The 15,004-nt window shown below is 72.0% G+C and carries 15 protein-coding genes; 3 read left to right on the top strand and 12 right to left on the bottom strand.

Translation table 11 applies throughout. The features are described 5' to 3' along the window. Entirely contained in the window at positions 1–819 is an 819-nt protein-coding gene (locus OEB99_RS13645) for a YwiC-like family protein (protein ID WP_263577828.1), read from the top strand. A 13-nt stretch (positions 820–832) separates the two neighbouring features. Here OEB99_RS13645 and OEB99_RS13650 read toward each other — a convergent pair whose 3' ends face one another. From OEB99_RS13650 to OEB99_RS13680, 7 genes are all read right to left on the bottom strand, one after another. After that, on the bottom strand, positions 833–1,408 hold the full coding sequence (locus OEB99_RS13650) for a LemA family protein (protein WP_263577829.1): 576 nt from the start codon (positions 1,406–1,408) through the stop codon (positions 833–835). Continuing rightward, positions 1,396–2,196 (bottom strand): hypothetical protein, encoded by an 801-nt coding sequence (locus tag OEB99_RS13655; RefSeq protein ID WP_263577830.1) that lies wholly within the window; start codon positions 2,194–2,196, stop codon positions 1,396–1,398. The genes OEB99_RS13650 and OEB99_RS13655 overlap by 13 nt, the downstream gene beginning before the upstream one ends. A 67-nt stretch (positions 2,197–2,263) precedes the next feature. Then, positions 2,264–3,031: a hypothetical protein gene (locus tag OEB99_RS13660; RefSeq protein WP_263577831.1), complete on the bottom strand. Its 768-nt coding sequence runs from the start codon at positions 3,029–3,031 to the stop codon at positions 2,264–2,266. After that, positions 3,028–3,915, bottom strand: a complete 888-nt coding sequence (locus OEB99_RS13665; RefSeq protein WP_263577832.1) for an ABC transporter ATP-binding protein — start codon at positions 3,913–3,915, stop codon at positions 3,028–3,030. Before OEB99_RS13665 ends, OEB99_RS13660 begins: the two co-directional genes overlap by 4 nt. A gap of 70 nt (positions 3,916–3,985) precedes the next feature. After that, positions 3,986–4,384, bottom strand: coding sequence for a GntR family transcriptional regulator (locus OEB99_RS13670; protein WP_263577833.1), 399 nt, complete (start codon positions 4,382–4,384; stop codon positions 3,986–3,988). Positions 4,385–4,484: 100 nt separating this feature from the next. Further along, positions 4,485–5,045 (bottom strand): orotate phosphoribosyltransferase, encoded by a 561-nt coding sequence (gene pyrE / locus OEB99_RS13675; RefSeq protein WP_263577834.1) that lies wholly within the window; start codon positions 5,043–5,045, stop codon positions 4,485–4,487. A 99-nt stretch (positions 5,046–5,144) separates the two neighbouring features. After that, entirely contained in the window at positions 5,145–5,921 is a 777-nt protein-coding gene (locus OEB99_RS13680) for an SDR family NAD(P)-dependent oxidoreductase (protein ID WP_263577835.1), read from the bottom strand. Positions 5,922–6,031: 110 nt separating this feature from the next. Here OEB99_RS13680 and OEB99_RS13685 point away from each other — a divergent pair, with 110 nt between their 5' ends. Both OEB99_RS13685 and OEB99_RS13690 read left to right on the top strand, forming a co-directional pair. Then, a complete protein-coding gene (locus OEB99_RS13685; RefSeq protein WP_263577836.1) occupies positions 6,032–6,826 on the top strand; it encodes an exodeoxyribonuclease III in 795 nt (264 codons plus the stop codon). A gap of 404 nt (positions 6,827–7,230) precedes the next feature. Next, positions 7,231–7,818: a septum formation family protein gene (locus tag OEB99_RS13690; RefSeq protein ID WP_263577837.1), complete on the top strand. Its 588-nt coding sequence runs from the start codon at positions 7,231–7,233 to the stop codon at positions 7,816–7,818. Between the two features lie 409 nt (positions 7,819–8,227). Here the strand turns inward: OEB99_RS13690 and OEB99_RS13695 are convergent, their stop codons facing one another. From OEB99_RS13695 to clpB, 5 genes are all read right to left on the bottom strand, one after another. Then, positions 8,228–8,503, bottom strand: coding sequence for a co-chaperone GroES (locus OEB99_RS13695; RefSeq protein WP_263577838.1), 276 nt, complete (start codon positions 8,501–8,503; stop codon positions 8,228–8,230). 202 nt (positions 8,504–8,705) lie between these two features. Then, positions 8,706–8,963, bottom strand: coding sequence for a glutaredoxin domain-containing protein (locus tag OEB99_RS13700; protein WP_263577839.1), 258 nt, complete (start codon positions 8,961–8,963; stop codon positions 8,706–8,708). Between the two features lie 82 nt (positions 8,964–9,045). After that, the gene (locus OEB99_RS13705) at positions 9,046–11,553 is read right to left on the bottom strand and encodes a glycoside hydrolase family 65 protein (RefSeq protein WP_318011418.1); all 2,508 of its coding nucleotides are present in this window, start codon (positions 11,551–11,553) and stop codon (positions 9,046–9,048) included. Next, the gene (locus OEB99_RS13710) at positions 11,550–12,260 is read right to left on the bottom strand and encodes an HAD family hydrolase (RefSeq protein WP_263577840.1); all 711 of its coding nucleotides are present in this window, start codon (positions 12,258–12,260) and stop codon (positions 11,550–11,552) included. The genes OEB99_RS13705 and OEB99_RS13710 overlap by 4 nt, the downstream gene beginning before the upstream one ends. 79 nt (positions 12,261–12,339) lie before the next feature. Continuing rightward, complete coding sequence (clpB, locus tag OEB99_RS13715; protein ID WP_263577841.1) at positions 12,340–14,934, bottom strand: ATP-dependent chaperone ClpB; 2,595 nt, start codon at positions 14,932–14,934, stop codon at positions 12,340–12,342. Between the last annotated feature and the right edge of the window lie 70 nt (positions 14,935–15,004).

Here is a 15,004-nt window from a genome sequence, read left to right on the forward strand (position 1 = left end):
GTGACCGCGACGCACGTTCCGGCCGCGCGGCGACGCCGGAGCCCCGGCTGGGTTCCGCAGCAGCACGGCGCGTGGGCGATGCTCGTGGTCCCGCCGCTGGTCGGCATCGCGCACGCCGGTCCGCAACCCTGGCAGGCGCTGCTCGTCGCGACGTGGCTGGCCGGCTACCTCGCGTTCCAGGCGTCGGCGCTGCTGCTCAAGGCGCGCGGCAAGGCCCGCTACCGGCGGCCGGTGCAGGTCTACGGGCTCGGTGCCGTGGTTCTCGGCGCGACGCTGCTCGCACTGCGGCCGAGCCTGACGTGGTGGGCGGCGGTCTTCGTGCCGCTGCTGGCGATCTCGCTCGCGGCCTCCTGGCGGCGTGCGGAGCGGTCCTGGCTCAACGACGTCGTCACAGTGACCGCCGCTTGCCTGCTGGCCGCGGTGGCGCACACGCCGCAGGCCGCGACGTCCCCGAGCCCTGCCGCCCTGGTGGGTGGCTCCGTCGGGGCATGGCAGCTCGTCGCGGTGCTCGCGCTGTACTTCCTCGGCACGGTCGCCTACGTGAAGTCGATGATCCGCGAGCGCGGCAATCGGGCGGTGCTCGCGGCGTCCGTGCTCTGGCATGCGGCGGCCGTCGGCGTCGTCCCGGTGGTCCTCGGGGCGGTGGGTCCCGGACGGCTCGACCCGTGGCTGACGGCGCCGCTCATGGTGCTGTTCGCGGCGCTCGCCGCCCGAGCGTGGCTCGTCCCGATGCGCCGGCCGGGTGCCGCCCCGATGGCGATCGGACTCGGCGAGATCGCCGCGAGCGTCGTGCTGACGGCGCTCCTGCTCGCGGCCTGAACCGCGGTGCGGTTCAGGCGCCGAAGTCGACCTGCGGGGCCTGGCGCACCTGGGGGTCGGTGACCTCGAAGTACTCGGCGCGCTGGAACCCGAACATGCCGGCGATGACGTTCGCCGGGAAGGTCTCGACCTTGGTGTTCAGCGCACGCACGTTCGCGTTGTAGAACCGGCGGCCCGCGGCGATCCGGTCCTCGGTGGTGGCGAGCTCGGTCTGCAGCTGGGAGAAGTTCTCGCTGGCCCGCAGCACGGGGTAGTTCTCGGCGACCGCGAAGAGCCGGCCGAGCGCGGCGGTGAGCGCGTTCTCCTGGGCGGCCTGCTCGGCGACCCCCGAGCCGGGCGCCGCGGCCATCGCACGCGCCTTGGTGACCTCGTCGAACACCCCGCGCTCGTGCGCGGCGTAGCCCTTGACCGTCTCGACGAGGTTCGGGATCAGGTCGTGCCGCCGGTGCAGCTCGACGTCGATCTGCCGCCAGGACTCCTGCACCAGGTTCCGCAACCTGACGAACCCGTTGTACGTGGCCACGGCCCACAGGCCGACGAGCACGACGAGGACGACGAGCACGAGCAGGACGATGCCTAGGGCGTCCATGGTTCTCCAAGGTCGGTTCGGATCTGCTCAGGATCGTAGCCGTGGTCGAGCCACACGTACCGGGGTACTCCGTCGACCATCGCGCGCATCACACCCAGGCGGGCGGCGAGCCGGTCGAGGTCGGGCAGCTCCTGGCTCCAGCAGAGCACGTCCGCGCCCTCCATCCGCAGGCTCAGGCCGCGGGCGTCGCCGCGGACCAGCCGCTCGAGCATCCGCGGGTGAAGGATGTCGTGGGCGAACTTCGCGTCGCGGGCCTCGACCCGCCACGCTCGGTTGAAGTCCTCCGACTCGAACTCGATGTCCTGCCCGCCGAGCGCGGTGACGATCCGGGCGCCGAACCCCTGCGGCGTGAGCTGGAGGGTCGGCAGCCAGGTGGGCATGGACACCGCGCACACCCAGTAGTGGTGCGTCGTGCGGTTCTTGCCCGACCCCGTGGTGTACCGGTAGGCGAACGACATCGCGGGGAGCCCGCCCCACCTGCCGACCACGAGCTCGCTCACCCGGCGCGAGCTCCCGTGCCCGAAGGGCGTTCCACGCCACCGCGAGACCAGGCTCTGGTCCGTGCCGTAGTACGTCCAGCCGTTCCGCGCGGCCCACTGCTGGAGCGCCTTCTGGCGCTGCAGCGAGTACCACCAGCCGAAGGCCAGCGACCCGAGCACCAGGACGACCATGAGCGCGAACGCCAGGCCGCCGTTGTCGCCTCCGCCGAACCTGCCGCCCGCAGCCACGAGGCCGACGACGACCATCACGACGACGGGCACGGCTGCGGCGAGTCTGCGATCAGGCATCTCCGGGACATCGGCAGACCGGCGCCCGACCTCAAGGGTCGGACGCCGGTCGCTCGTCCTGGAGGGGTCAGGCGCGCGGGGTCGCGCGCCGCAGGATGGCGAAGCCGAGCAGGCCGCAGAGCAGGCTGACCGGAAGCGTCCAGGACACGATCGCCGCCGGCTCGTGGGTCGTCAGGTAGCGGCCGAGGCTCCCCCACGACTCGGACACCGTGAGCGACCACCCTGTGGCCACGAGGATCACCGCGAACGCACCGAAGAAGGTGTAGAGCCCCAGGGCCTTCCACCGGACCCACATCGTCGCGACGACGGTCCCGATCATGGCGAGCATCAGTCCGACCGCGGCGTTCAGGTACCACAGCTGCCACGCCGGCAGGTCGGCGAGGAACCAGGGCGCGAAGAACCGGCCGCCGAGACCCCAGCCGTCGGTCGCGCGCTCCACCTGGGCGAGCACCGCGATCCCGACCGCGTACATCGCCGCGAGCCCCGCGAGGTAGGCGACCGTTCCGACGTAGTAGTCCCGCCTGGTCATGCCGAGCCCGAGCGCGAACCGGAACGTCAGGCTCATCGCTTGCACGGCCATGGCCACCAGGAAGAACAGCACCCAGGTGACGCCACCGTTGTAGTCGAACGCGTCGGCGTCCAGGTTCTGCGTGCCGCCGGCGGCGATGGAGATGATCTGCCAGATGGCCAGGTTGAGGCCGAAGATCGCCGCGAAGATGAACCACGGCAGGATCAGGGTCGGCCACGGGTTGGCGACGTGCAGGCGCACGGCGTTCCAGAGGCGGCGCCCGATCGGCGGCGCGGGCGGTGCGGTGGGCAGGGCGACGACGGTCACGATGCGACCTCCTGACGAGCGGTGCCGCGGGTGCGGCCGATGACGAGCTGCTGGAGCGAGACCGGGCCGACCTCGAGCCCGGCGGCGGCTGCCGCGGCGCGCTCGGCCGGCGTGAGCCCGGCGACGGTGACGGAGGCGAAGGCGCCGAGGGAGTCGGCGTCCAGCACGTCCCGCCCGCGGGAGAAGGCCTCGACGTCGGCGTGCTTGCCGGCGATCGTGGTGGCGGAGCCGCGCAGCTCCTCGGCGGGTGCGTCGATGATCAGCCGGCCCTCGTCGATCACCAGGACGTGCTCGAGGAGGTCCGCGACCTCGTCGATGAGGTGGGTCGACATGACGATCGTGCGGGGGTGCTCGGCGTAGTCCGCGAGCAGCCGGTCGTAGAACGCCTGCCGCGCGACCGCGTCCAGGCCGGCGTAGGGCTCGTCGAAGATGGTCAGCTCGGCGCGTGAGGCGATGCCGACCACGACGCCGATCGCGGACGCCTGGCCGCGGGAGAGCTTCTTCATCCTGCGGTCCAGCGGCACCCGGAACTCGTCGACGAGCTCGCGGGCGAGCTGCTCGTCCCAGTGCGGGAACACCCACGACGCGACCTTGAGGACGTGCTCGCCCTTGAAGCCGTCGGGGTAGGTCTGCGACTCCTTGATGAAGCACGTGCGGCTCAGCACGGCGGCGTTCTCCAGCGGGTGCTGGCCGAACAGCCGGATCTCGCCGGACGTGGCGAGCTCCTGCCCGGTGATGAGCTGCATGAGCGTGGTCTTGCCGGCGCCGTTGCGGCCGAGCAGACCCGTGATCGCGTGCTCGCGGACGACGAACGAGGCGTCGTCGACCGCGGCGAGCGATCCGTAGCGCTTGGTGAGGTCCGTGACCTCGACGATGGCGGTCATCGACCGGCCCCCTTCTGGGACGTTCCGTGGTGCTTGTCGTGTCGAGCTGTGTCGTGTCGAGCTGTGGTGGTCAGACGTGCGGTGCGGTGCCGACGACTCCGGCCGGGCCCGCCGCCGACCCGGCTTCCTGCCGGACCATCTCGGCGAGCTCCGCCGGGCCGATCGAGAGCTTCGCGGCCTCGGCGAGCAGCGGACGCAGGTACTGCTCCGCGAACGCCTCACGGCGCTGCCCGAGCAGCCGGGCCCGAGCCCCAGGGCTGACGAACATGCCGATCCCGCGCTGCTTGTGCACCAGCCCGGCGTCCACCAGGCGGTTGACGCCCTTGAGCGCGGTCGCCGGGTTGATCCGGTGGAATGCGGCGAGCTCGTTGATCGACGGCACCTGGGCCCCCTCGGGCATCGAGCCGTCGACGATCTGGTTCTCGATCAGCTCGGCGACCTGGAGGAAGATCGGGCGCTCGTCGTCCATCGGCCCCTCTGGTTCATGGGTTACTTACTGATGTAACTAACCAACCAGGCGCGGAGGCCGTTGTCAAGCCTTGGAGTGGTGAAGGGGCGCCAGTGGCGCGTCAGGCGAGCCCGAGGTCCGGCAGCCCGAAGAGGTGGTGATAGGGAAGGCCCTCGGCCTCGATCCGCTCGCGCGCGCCGGTGTTGCGGTCCACGATCACCGCGACGGCGACCACCTCGGCGCCCGCCTCGCGCAGCGCGTCGACCGCGGTCATGACCGAACCGCCGGTGGTCGAGGTGTCCTCGACCGCGACGACCCGGCGCCCCGCGACGTCCGGGCCCTCGATGCGGCGCTGCAGGCCGTGGGCCTTGCCCTCCTTGCGGACCACGAACGCGTCGAGATCCTGCCCGCGCGACGCCGCCGCGTGCATGATCGCGGTGGCGACGGGGTCCGCGCCCAGCGTGAGACCGCCGACCGCGTCGATCTCGCCCGGGCCCAGGCCCTGCTCCTCGAGCAGGTCGAGCATCAGGTGGCCGATCAGCGGGGCCGCCCGGTGGTGCAGCGTCACGCGCCGCAGGTCGACGTAGTAGTCGGCCTCCTTGCCCGAGGCCAGGGTCACCTTGCCGTGCACCACGGCGAGGTCGCTGATGAGGGTGCGGAGTTGCTCACGCGTGTCGGTCACGCGGTCAGGGTAGTGCGGGGTCCGCTCGCGGCCCACGGTGGGTCCACGATCGATCGGCAGGCACAGCGCACCCGGCCACCGGGCGGTTGAGGCTTCGCGTCAGGCGATCGTCTCGTCCGGTGCGCCGCGCATCTCCGAGAGCTTGCGGATGGCCGAGCGAGGCAGCAGGCGGGCGACCTCGGAGACCACGCCGTAGCGCAGGCTGGGCGTGGAGACCACGACACCGCGCCGCACGTCGGCCAGAGCCGCGGCGACCACCGCATCCGCGTTGAGCCAGGCCACGTCGGGGAAACGGCTACGGTCCACGCCGGCCCGCTCGTGGAACTCGGTGTGGACCAGGCCCGGGCACAGGGCGGTCGCGGTCACGCCGGTGCCGCGGAGCTCGGTCGCGAGCCCCTCGGTGAACACCTTCACCCACGCCTTGTGAGCCGAGTACGGGCCGAAGGCGGTGAGCGCCGCGATCGAGGAGACATTGAGGATCGCGCCCCGGCCCCGTTCGATCATGGAGCCCGCGGCAGCGTGCGAGAGCACCAGGACGGCCCGGACCATGACGTCGAGCCCTCTCTCCTGCGCAGTGAGGTCGGACCCGACGAACGTGTCGCCGGTCGAGAAGCCGGCGTTGTTCACCAGCAACCCGACCGGGTTCTCGGCCTGGCGCAGGCGCTCGGCGACCCGCTCGACCTGGTCGCGGTCGGCCAGGTCGGCCGGCAGGACCTCGGCGCGCACCCCGGCGGCGGCGCGGAGCTGGCCCGCGAGCCGTTCCAGCCGTTCGACGTCGCGTGCGACGAGAACCACGTCGTGGCGCGCAGTGGCGAGCTGCCAGGCGAACTCCAGACCGAGACCGGCGCTGGCCCCCGTGACGAGTGCGGTACCCATGGCGTCAGACTACGGCCCACGGCACGGCGGGCACGGGCGCATGCCGGGGAACGCTCGATTAACGCGTGCGGCGGACACTCGCGTCCCCGTCGGCCGGTAGCGTTCGAGCCATGCGGATCGCGACCTGGAACATCAACTCCGTCCGCGCACGCGCCGACCGCGCGGTGGCCTGGCTCGAGCAGAGCGGCACCGACGTGCTCGCGCTGCAGGAGACCAAGTGCTCGGACGACAAGTTCCCCTACTCGGTGTTCGAGGCCGCCGGGTACGAGGTCGCACACGTCGGCTACCACCAGTGGAACGGTGTTGCGATCGTCTCCCGGGTGGGGATCGAGGACGTCCAGGCCGGTTTCGACGGGCAGCCCGGCTTCGGCGAGGAGCCCTCGGTCGAGGCCCGGGCGATCGGCGCCACGTGCGGCGGGGTGCGGGTCTGGAGCCTCTACGTGCCCCACGGCCGGGCCGTCGACGACCCGCACTACGCCTACAAGCTCGACTGGCTCGCCCGGCTCCGCGAGCAGGCCGCCGGCTGGGTCGCGGCGGACCCGGACGCCCAGATCGCCCTGGTGGGCGACTGGAACGTCATCCCGCTGGACACCGACGTGTACGACGTCGCCGACTTCGCCGGGCACACGCACGTCACGCCTGCCGAGCGGGAGGCGTTCTTCGCGTTCGAGCGGGCCGGGTACACCGAGGTGTCCCGCGTACACCTGCCCGCCGAGCACACCTACACCTACTGGGACTACCAGCAGCTCGCGTTCCCGAAGAACAAGGGCCTGCGGATCGACTTCGCCTGGGTGACCGCGCCGCTCGCGGATCGCGTGTCGTCGGTGCTGATCGACCGCGAGGCGCGCAAGGGCAAGGGCGCGTCCGACCACGTCCCCGTGGTGCTCGAGGTGGAGGAGCGATGAGCGACCAGGACGGCGGCTGGACGTCTCCGGGCTGGCGGCCGGGGCGCCCGGACCAGCAGGGGCAGCAGGGGCAGCAGGGGCAGCCTCAGCAAGGCACGCCTCCGCAGGGTCAGCCACCGCAGGGTCAGCCACCGCAGGGTCAGCCCGCTCCGGGCTATCCACAACCCGGGTACCCGCCCCAAGGGACCCCGCCACAGGGCACGCCACCGCCCCAGGGGTACCCGCCTGCTCAGCAGTACCCACAGGGCACGCCACCGCCCCAGGGGTACCCGCCTGCTCAGCAGTACCCACCGGGCACGCCACCGCCCCAGGCGTACCCGCCTGCTCAGCAGTACCCACCGCAGGGCTACCCACCACAGCAGTACCCACCCCAGGGCTATCCCCCGCCCGGGTACCCGCCGCAGGTGCAGCCCCCGCAGGGGCAGCAGGGCACGCAGCTGCCCGGCGGCTACGCGGCGCCGTACTACGCCCCGGGTTGGCAGGCTCCCGTCAGCCCTCCGCCGGCCAAGCGAGACGGCGCTCGGATCGCGCTGCGGGTGATCGCGATCGCCGCCGCGGTGGTCCTGGTCGTCGGGTCCGTCGCCGCCGCACGGTTCTGGCTGGGCACGCGCCCGCTCGGCGACGTCACCTCGCCCGCCACCGTCGCGGCTGGGCGCCTGAGCACCGGGCACTGCATCGAGCAGCTGCCGGTCGACGGCCAGGTCTCCTCGGTGCGGGTGGTGCCGTGCGACCAGCCCCACGATGCCGAGGTGGTCGGCGTCCTGCCGTTCACCGAGCAGGACTGGCCGGGCGCGACCGACGTCACCGACCGACTCGTCGCCTGGTGCGAGATGGACAACGCCGAAGTGGCCCTCGGGATGCAGCCGGTGGTCTGGGCGCCGACCCAGCGCAGCTGGTCGCAGGGCGACCGCTCGGGGCTGTGCCTGGCCTGGCAGCCGACCGGCACCGTGACCGGCTCGTTCACCGCCGGGGACGACGTCGCCACCCGCTGAGCTCGCAGCAAGCCATGCTCGGCTGAGTCAGGGGTTCTGCGCCCAGGCAGGGGCGTGCTCGCCCCTGTCTCGGGCCGAACCCCCTGCCTGGGCGCCGAACCACCTGTCTCGGGCCGAACCCCCGGTCTCGGCCGAACCGCCTGTCTCGGGCCGACACCTGGTCCCGTTGACCGCGGGCAGGGACTGTGGACCTCTTGGCGTACTGGAGTGTCCGCTCATGGCACCGACACGTCCCGACCGCGCGCGCCGGGCCCCCGCCGCACCGGCCCAAGACACCGGAACCGCTCCGCACCAGCCCGTCGCGGGGTCGCTGGTGCGGAGCGGTTCCGGTGCTGTCGCGGGGTCGCGCCTCGCGAAGTCGCGCCTCGCGGGGTCGCGCCTCGTGAGGTCGCGCCTCGCGGGCCGGCCGTTAGCGGCCGAGCACGGCCAGCAGGTCGTTCGCGTCGATCACCAGGTAGTCGGCGCCGTCCATGCTCAGCTCGGTGCCGGAGTACTTCGGGAACAGCACGCGCTCGCCGACCTTGACCGTGATGGTCTCCTCGTCGTCGCCGATCGCGACGATGACGCCCTTCTGCTGCTTCTCCTTGGCAGTGTCGGGGATGACCAGGCCGGACGCGGTCATCGAGTCCTCGGTGAGGATCTCGACGAGGACTCGGCTGCCCAGCGGGGTCACGGACTCGGACATGGGGTTCCTTTCGATCGGTACTGCGGTGGGTCAGAGCTGCGGTGGGTCAGAGCTGCGGTGGGTCAGAGCTGCGGTGGGTCAGAGCTGCGGTGGGTCAGGGCTGCGGTTGGTCAGGGCTGCGGTGGGTCAGAGCTGCGGTGGGTCAGGGCCGCGGTGGGTCAGGCTGTCGTCGATCACGGGGTGTGCGTCGGCGATCCAACGGTCAGCGCGAGGTCAGCCCGAGCAGCCGGTCGATCTTCGGCCGGTCGAACCCGACGATCGGCTTGTTGTCGATGACGATCACCGGCACGCCCATCTGCCCGGTCCGGCGCTGCACGTCGCGTGCCGCGGACGTGTCCCGCGAGACGTCGACCTCGCGGAAGGGCACCCGGCGCTCCCGCAGGTACGCCTTCAGCCGGTTGCACCACGAGCACGTGGGCGTCGTGAAGACCAGGACCTTGTGTGCGGTCGTCGCGGGCATGGGGCCTCCTTACGGCGGAGAACACTATACCCCCCGGGGTATATTCCAGCCGCCTCCGGCACCCGCGGGCCGGCCCCGTCCGCTACCGGTTGCGTCCCGAGTGGTGCGGCACGGAGGCCGTGATGACCGTGCCGTCGGCACGCAGCGTGCCGCGCAACGCCGTCGCCTCCGGCATCCCGTCGATCCGCGGACCCTGGTTCTGCAGCGCGACCGTGACCGGGTGCACCGAGGTGACCGTGACCGGCTTGCCGAGCACCGCGACCGTGATCTCCTCGCCCACCTCGACCGTGAGGTCCATGGTGTCCTGCCGCACCACGACCTTGAGCCTCGTGGGCCCGTCCGCGACCCGGAAGGTCAGCGATGGCCAGCTCATCGGCAGACGCGGCGCGAAGGTCAGCTGGTCGCCGTGGTGACGCATGCCGCCGAACCCGTAGACCAGCGCGCTCCACACCCCACCCGCGGACGCGACGTGCACCCCGTCGGCGGTGTTCTCGTGCAGATCCGCCAGGTCCACGAACAACGCGTCGTGGAAGTAGCGCAGCGCGAGGTCGTGGTAGCCGACCTCCGCCGCGATGATCGCCTGGACCACGCCGGACAGCGTCGAGTCACCGGTCGTGATCGCGTCGTAGTAGGCGAAGTCGGCGCGCTTCTCCTCCAGCGTGAAGTGTTCCCCCTGCAGGAACAGCGCCAGCACGACGTCTGCCTGCTTCAGCACCTGGAAGCGGTAGATCACCAGCGGGTGGTAGTGCAGCAGCAGCGGCAGCTCGTCCGGTGGCGTGCTCGGCAGGTCCCACACCTCGCGCTCGAGGAACAGCGAGTCCTGCGGGTGGATGCCGAGCCGCGCGTCGTACGGGATCTCCATGGCGTCCGCGGCCCGCCGCCACTCCAGCACCTCGTCCGCCGAGAGCCCGAGGCGTTGCACCATCCGCTCGTAGTGCACCGGCCAGCGCGCCGCGACCTCGCCGACCGCGTCGGCGGCGCGCCACAGGTTGAACCGAGCCATGACGTTGGTGAACAGGTTGTCGTTCACCACGGTGGTGTACTCGTCCGGGCCGGTCACACCGTGCACGTGGAACGAGTCCTCGCCGTTGCCGCGCCAGAAGCCCAGGTCCGCCCACATCCGCGCGGTCTCGACGAGGATGTCGATCCCCTCGCGCGCCAGGAACTCCTCGTCCCCGGTGGCCTTGACGTACGTGCTGAGCGCGAAGGAGATGTCCGCGTTGATGTGGTACTGCGCGGTGCCGGCCGCGTAGTAGGCCGACGCCTCCTCGCCGTTGATCGTGCGCCACGGGTACAGCGCGCCGCGCTGGGTCAGGTCGACGGCCCGCCGCCGCGCAGCGGGCAGCATCGTCGCGCGGAACCGCAGCGCGTTCCGCGCGAACGACGGCGAGGGGTAGACGAGGTACGGCCCCGCGTAGGTCTCGGTGTCCCAGAAGTAGTGCCCCGAGTACCCCGAACCCGTGACCCCCTTGGCCGGGATGCCCTGCCCCTCGGCGCGGGCCGACGCCTGCGCGACCTGGTACAGGCACCACCGGATCGCCTGCTGGATCTCGGGCTGGTCCTCGACCTCGACGTCCGAGCGGGCCCAGTAGTCCTCGAGCCACGCCCGCTGGTCGGCCAGCTGCTGCTCGACGCCCTGCGCCCGCACCCGGTCCAGGGTGCGGCGCACCCGGGTGATCAGCTCACCGGCGGGCTCGCCACGCGACGAGTGGTAGGCCACGACCTTCGTCACCGTGATCGGCACGAACGGCATGGCGAGACCGCGGTACACGTGCCGCGACCGGTCCGGGGTGACCTCGTAGACGGTCTCCAGCTCGTTCTCGGTCTCCAGGATGTGGTCCACGCCGACCGCGATGGTGTTGCCGGAGTTCTCGCAGCGGTATCCGAGGAGCACCCGGTCCTCGTCGCCCCAGTGCACCTCGGGGTGCAGCACCCGCCCGACGACCTCCTCGCCACGCCGCGGGTCCACCGTGCCACCGCGTTCGTCGGCCGCGGTCCGGTGCTCGCCGTCCTCGCGGTTGACCACGCGCGCGGAGATCGCGATCGGGACCTCGTCGTCGAGCGCGGTGACCTCGTAGGTGAGCACCGCGAGGTGCCGCTGCACGAACGACGTCATCCGCTGCGAGCGCACCTGCACCCGGTGCCCGCTCGGGGTCCGCCAGATCAGCTCGCGGCGCAGCAGGCCGTCGGTGAAGTCGAGGCTGCGCCGGTAGTCGATCAGGTCCGCGACGGAGAGCACGAGCGGCTCGTCGTCGACGTACAGCTCGAACAGCGTCGCGTCCGGCGCGCTGACGATCGTCTGGCCGACCTCCGCGAGGCCGTACGCCTGCTCGGCGTGCTGGATCCGCCAGGTCTCGTGGACGCCGTTGACGAACGTGCCGTGGTTGACCGCGTCGCGGCCTTCCTCGAACGTGCCACGCATGCCGACGTAGCCGTTGCCGACCGCGAACAGCGTCTCGGCCACGCCCAGGTCGACCGGGCTGAAGAACTCTTCGGTCAGCCGCCACGGGTCGACCGGGAACCGGGTGCGGTCGAGGTAGTCCGGCATGCCTCCGCCCGCGGCGTGCGCGCCGCGATGCCCGCGCTTCACGTCAGCTCCTCGAGGTCGTTCACCACCACGTCGGCCCCGGACCGGAGCAGGGCCTCGGCACCCACCCCGCGGTCCACGCCGATCACGAGCCCGAAGCTGCCGGCCCGCCCGGCCGCGACACCGGAGACGGCGTCCTCCACCACCACGGCCCGCGCGGCCGGCACGCCCAGGTCCTCGGCGGCACGCAGGTAGGTGTCCGGCTTCGGCTTGCCGGGCAGGTGCTCCTCGGCGGCCCGCACCCCGTCGACGATCGAGCCGAACCGGTCCGTCAGCCGGGCTGCGGCCAGGACGGTGCGGGTGTTCCTCGAGCTCGAGACGACGGCGACCGGGATGCCGCGCTCGGCGAGCAGGTCGAGCAGGTGGATCGAGCCCGGGTAAGGCTGTACACCGTCGGTCGCCAGGATCCGGTTCACCTCGGCGTCCTTGGAGTTGCCGAGGCCGCAGACGGTCAGGGCGTCCGGCGGGTCGCTCGGCTCACCCTCGGGTATCTGGACGCCGCGCGAGGCCAGGCACTCCCGCACGCCCTCGTAGCGCGGGCGCCCGTCGACGTGCGCGAAGTAGTCGTCCTCGGTGTAGGGCGGCGTGACGCCGTGCGCATCGAAGTAGCCGGTGAACAGGGCGTGCCAGGCACGCTTGTGGATCTCGACAGTCGGGGTCAGGACCCCGTCCATGTCGAACAGCACTGCACCGAACCGGTCCCAGTCCACGTGTCGACGCTAGCGCCGGGCACACGGGCTCGCCCAGCGTTGTCACGGCGATTCACCCGCTTCGTGACCGGACCGTGGCTCAGCCGAGCCCGAGCACGAGTCCGCCGGCGTCGGCGTCGGCGTTCACGTCGACCTGGACCGTGGATCCGTCCGGCACCGCACCGGACAGCAGCATGGTCGCCAGCCGGTCGCCGATCTCGCGCTGCACCAGCCGGCGCAGCGGGCGGGCGCCGTACGCGACGTCGTAGCCCTCGGCGGCGAGCCAGTGCTTGGCGTCGTCGGTGACCTCGAGCGTGATCCGCCGATCGGCGAGCCGCCCGGCGAGCATCCGCACCTGGAGCTCGACGATCCGGCTGAGCTCCTCCGGCGTGAGCGCGTCGAAGAGCACGATCTCGTCGAGGCGGTTCAGGAACTCCGGCTTGAACGCCTGGCGGACCGCGGCCATCACCCGCTCGCGCTTGTCGCGGCCGGTCAGGGTCGGGTCCACCAGGTGCTGGGAGCCGAGGTTCGAGGTGAGCACCAGGATCACGTTGCGGAAGTCGACGGTGCGCCCCTGGCCGTCGGTCAGCCGACCGTCGTCGAGGACCTGGAGCAGGATGTCGAAGACCTCGGGGTGGGCCTTCTCGACCTCGTCGAGCAGGATCACCGAGTAGGGCCGGCGGCGCACGGCCTCGGTGAGCTGACCGCCCTCCTCGTAGCCGACGTACCCGGGAGGCGCACCGACCAGGCGCGCGACAGAGTGCCGCTCGGAGTACTCCGACATGTCGATCCGCACCATGGCGCGCTCGTCGTCGAACAGGAAGTCGGCGAGCGCCTTGGCGAGCTCGGTCTTGCCGACGCCCGTGGGACCGAGGAACAGGAACGACCCGGTCGGCCGGTCCGGGTCGGACAGGCCGGCCCGCGCGCGGCGCACCGCGTCCGAGACCACCTGCACGGCCTTCGCCTGACCGATCAGCCGGGCACCGATGACCTCCTCCATCCGGAGCAGCTTCGCGGTCTCGCCCTCGAGCAGGCGCCCGGTCGGGATACCCGTCCAGGACGAGACCACCTCGGCGATCTCGTCCGGGCCGACCTTCTCCGAGATCATCGGCGGCTCGGTGGACTCCTCGACGCGCTCCTCGGCCACCTCGGCCTCGGCGATCGCGGACTCGACGGCCGGGATCTCGCCGTAGAGCAGCTGCGAGGCGGCCGCCAGGTCGCCGTCGCGCTGGAACCGGTCCGCGGCGATCCGCAGCTCGTCCAGGCGCGCGCGCAGCTCGCCGAGCCGGTTGTGCCCGGCCTTCTCCGACTCCCAGCGCACGGTGAGGCCGGCGAGCTCCTCGCGGCGGTCGGCCAGCTCGGCGCGCAGCCGCTCGAGGCGGTCGCGGGACGCGTCGTCGTCCGCCTCGGCGAGGTAGGCCTCCTCCATCTCGAGCCGGGTCACGGCGCGCTGCAGCGCGTCGATCTCGATCGGCGAGGAGTCCATCTCCATGCGCAGCCGGGAGGCCGCCTCGTCGACCAGGTCGATCGCCTTGTCGGGCAGCTGGCGGCCGGTGATGTACCGGTCGGACAGGGTCGCCGCGGCGACCAGGGCCGCGTCCGAGATGGTGACCTGGTGGTGGGCCTCGTACTTGGGCGCGATGCCGCGCAGGATGGCGACGGTGTCCTCCACGGACGGCTCGCCGACGAAGACCTGCTGGAACCTGCGCTCGAGCGCGGGGTCCTTCTCGATCCGCTCGCGGAACTCGTCCAGGGTGGTGGCACCCACCAGGCGCAGCTCACCGCGGGCGAGCATGGGCTTGAGCATGTTCCCCGCGTCCATGCTGCCCTCCGCGGCGCCCGCGCCGACCACGGTGTGCAGCTCGTCGATGAAGGTGACGACCTGGCCGTCGGAGTCCTTGATCTCGTTGAGCACGGCCTTGAGCCGCTCCTCGAACTCGCCGCGGTACTTCGCGCCGGCGACCATCGACGCCAGGTCGAGCGCGATCAGCCGCTTGTCGCGCAACGACTCGGGCACGTCGCCGTTGACGATCCGCTGGGCCAGGCCCTCGACGACGGCGGTCTTGCCGACACCGGGCTCGCCGATCAGCACGGGGTTGTTCTTGGTCCGCCGGGACAGCACCTGGATCACGCGCCGGATCTCGGCGTCGCGACCGATCACCGGGTCCAGGCGCCCCTCCCGGGCGGCGGCGGTGAGGTCGACGCCGTACTGCTCGAGCGCCTTGTAGGTGCCCTCCGGGTCGGGGGACGTGACCCTCGCCGAGCCGCGGACGCCGGGCAGCGCACCGGCGAGCGCGTCGCGGGTCGCGCCGGCGGCCTTGAGCGCCTGCCCCGCGGACGAGTCGCCCGCGGCGATCCCCATCAGCAGGTGCTCGGCCGAGACGTACTGGTCGCCCAGCGCCTGGGCCTCGGACCCGGCCGCGCTCAACGCCACGCTGAGCGCACGCGAGACGCTCGGCTGGGCGGTCTGACCCGACGCGCTGGGCAGCGTGGCGCGCGCGGCGGCCAGCCGCTCGGCCAGCGAAGCGCGGTCGACACCGACCGCGTCGAGCAGCGCGCCCGCCACACCGCCCGGCTGGGCGAGCAGGGCCTCGAGCACGTGCACCGGCTCGAGCTGGGGGTTGCCGGCCGCGGTCGCGGCCTGCAGCGCCGCGGCGAGCGCCTCGGTCGACTTGGTCGTGAACTGCGGGTCCATGTGGTCCGTGCCTCCTGGTGGGGTACGACTCTCTTCTGCCGAAACCAACTCACGCAGAGTTGAGTCTATT

Origin of the sequence: Actinotalea endophytica, from assembly GCF_025717005.1 — a bacterium.
GTDB lineage: Bacteria > Actinomycetota > Actinomycetes > Actinomycetales > Cellulomonadaceae > Actinotalea.

Excerpts from the sequence above, each read along its gene's own strand:
- OEB99_RS13650 (WP_263577829.1), bottom strand. The coding sequence starts at position 1,408 with ATGGACGCCCTAGGCATCGTCCTGCTCGTGCTCGTCGTCCTCGTCGTG.
- OEB99_RS13655 (WP_263577830.1), bottom strand. The coding sequence starts at position 2,196 with ATGCCTGATCGCAGACTCGCCGCAGCCGTGCCCGTCGTCGTGATGGTC.
- OEB99_RS13665 (WP_263577832.1), bottom strand. The coding sequence starts at position 3,915 with ATGACCGCCATCGTCGAGGTCACGGACCTCACCAAGCGCTACGGATCG.
- OEB99_RS13670 (WP_263577833.1), bottom strand. The coding sequence starts at position 4,384 with ATGGACGACGAGCGCCCGATCTTCCTCCAGGTCGCCGAGCTGATCGAG.
- OEB99_RS13680 (WP_263577835.1), bottom strand. The coding sequence starts at position 5,921 with ATGGGTACCGCACTCGTCACGGGGGCCAGCGCCGGTCTCGGTCTGGAG.
- OEB99_RS13685 (WP_263577836.1), top strand. The coding sequence starts at position 6,032 with ATGCGGATCGCGACCTGGAACATCAACTCCGTCCGCGCACGCGCCGAC.
- OEB99_RS13695 (WP_263577838.1), bottom strand. The coding sequence starts at position 8,503 with ATGTCCGAGTCCGTGACCCCGCTGGGCAGCCGAGTCCTCGTCGAGATC.
- OEB99_RS13700 (WP_263577839.1), bottom strand. The coding sequence starts at position 8,963 with ATGCCCGCGACGACCGCACACAAGGTCCTGGTCTTCACGACGCCCACG.
- clpB (WP_263577841.1), bottom strand. The coding sequence starts at position 14,934 with ATGGACCCGCAGTTCACGACCAAGTCGACCGAGGCGCTCGCCGCGGCG.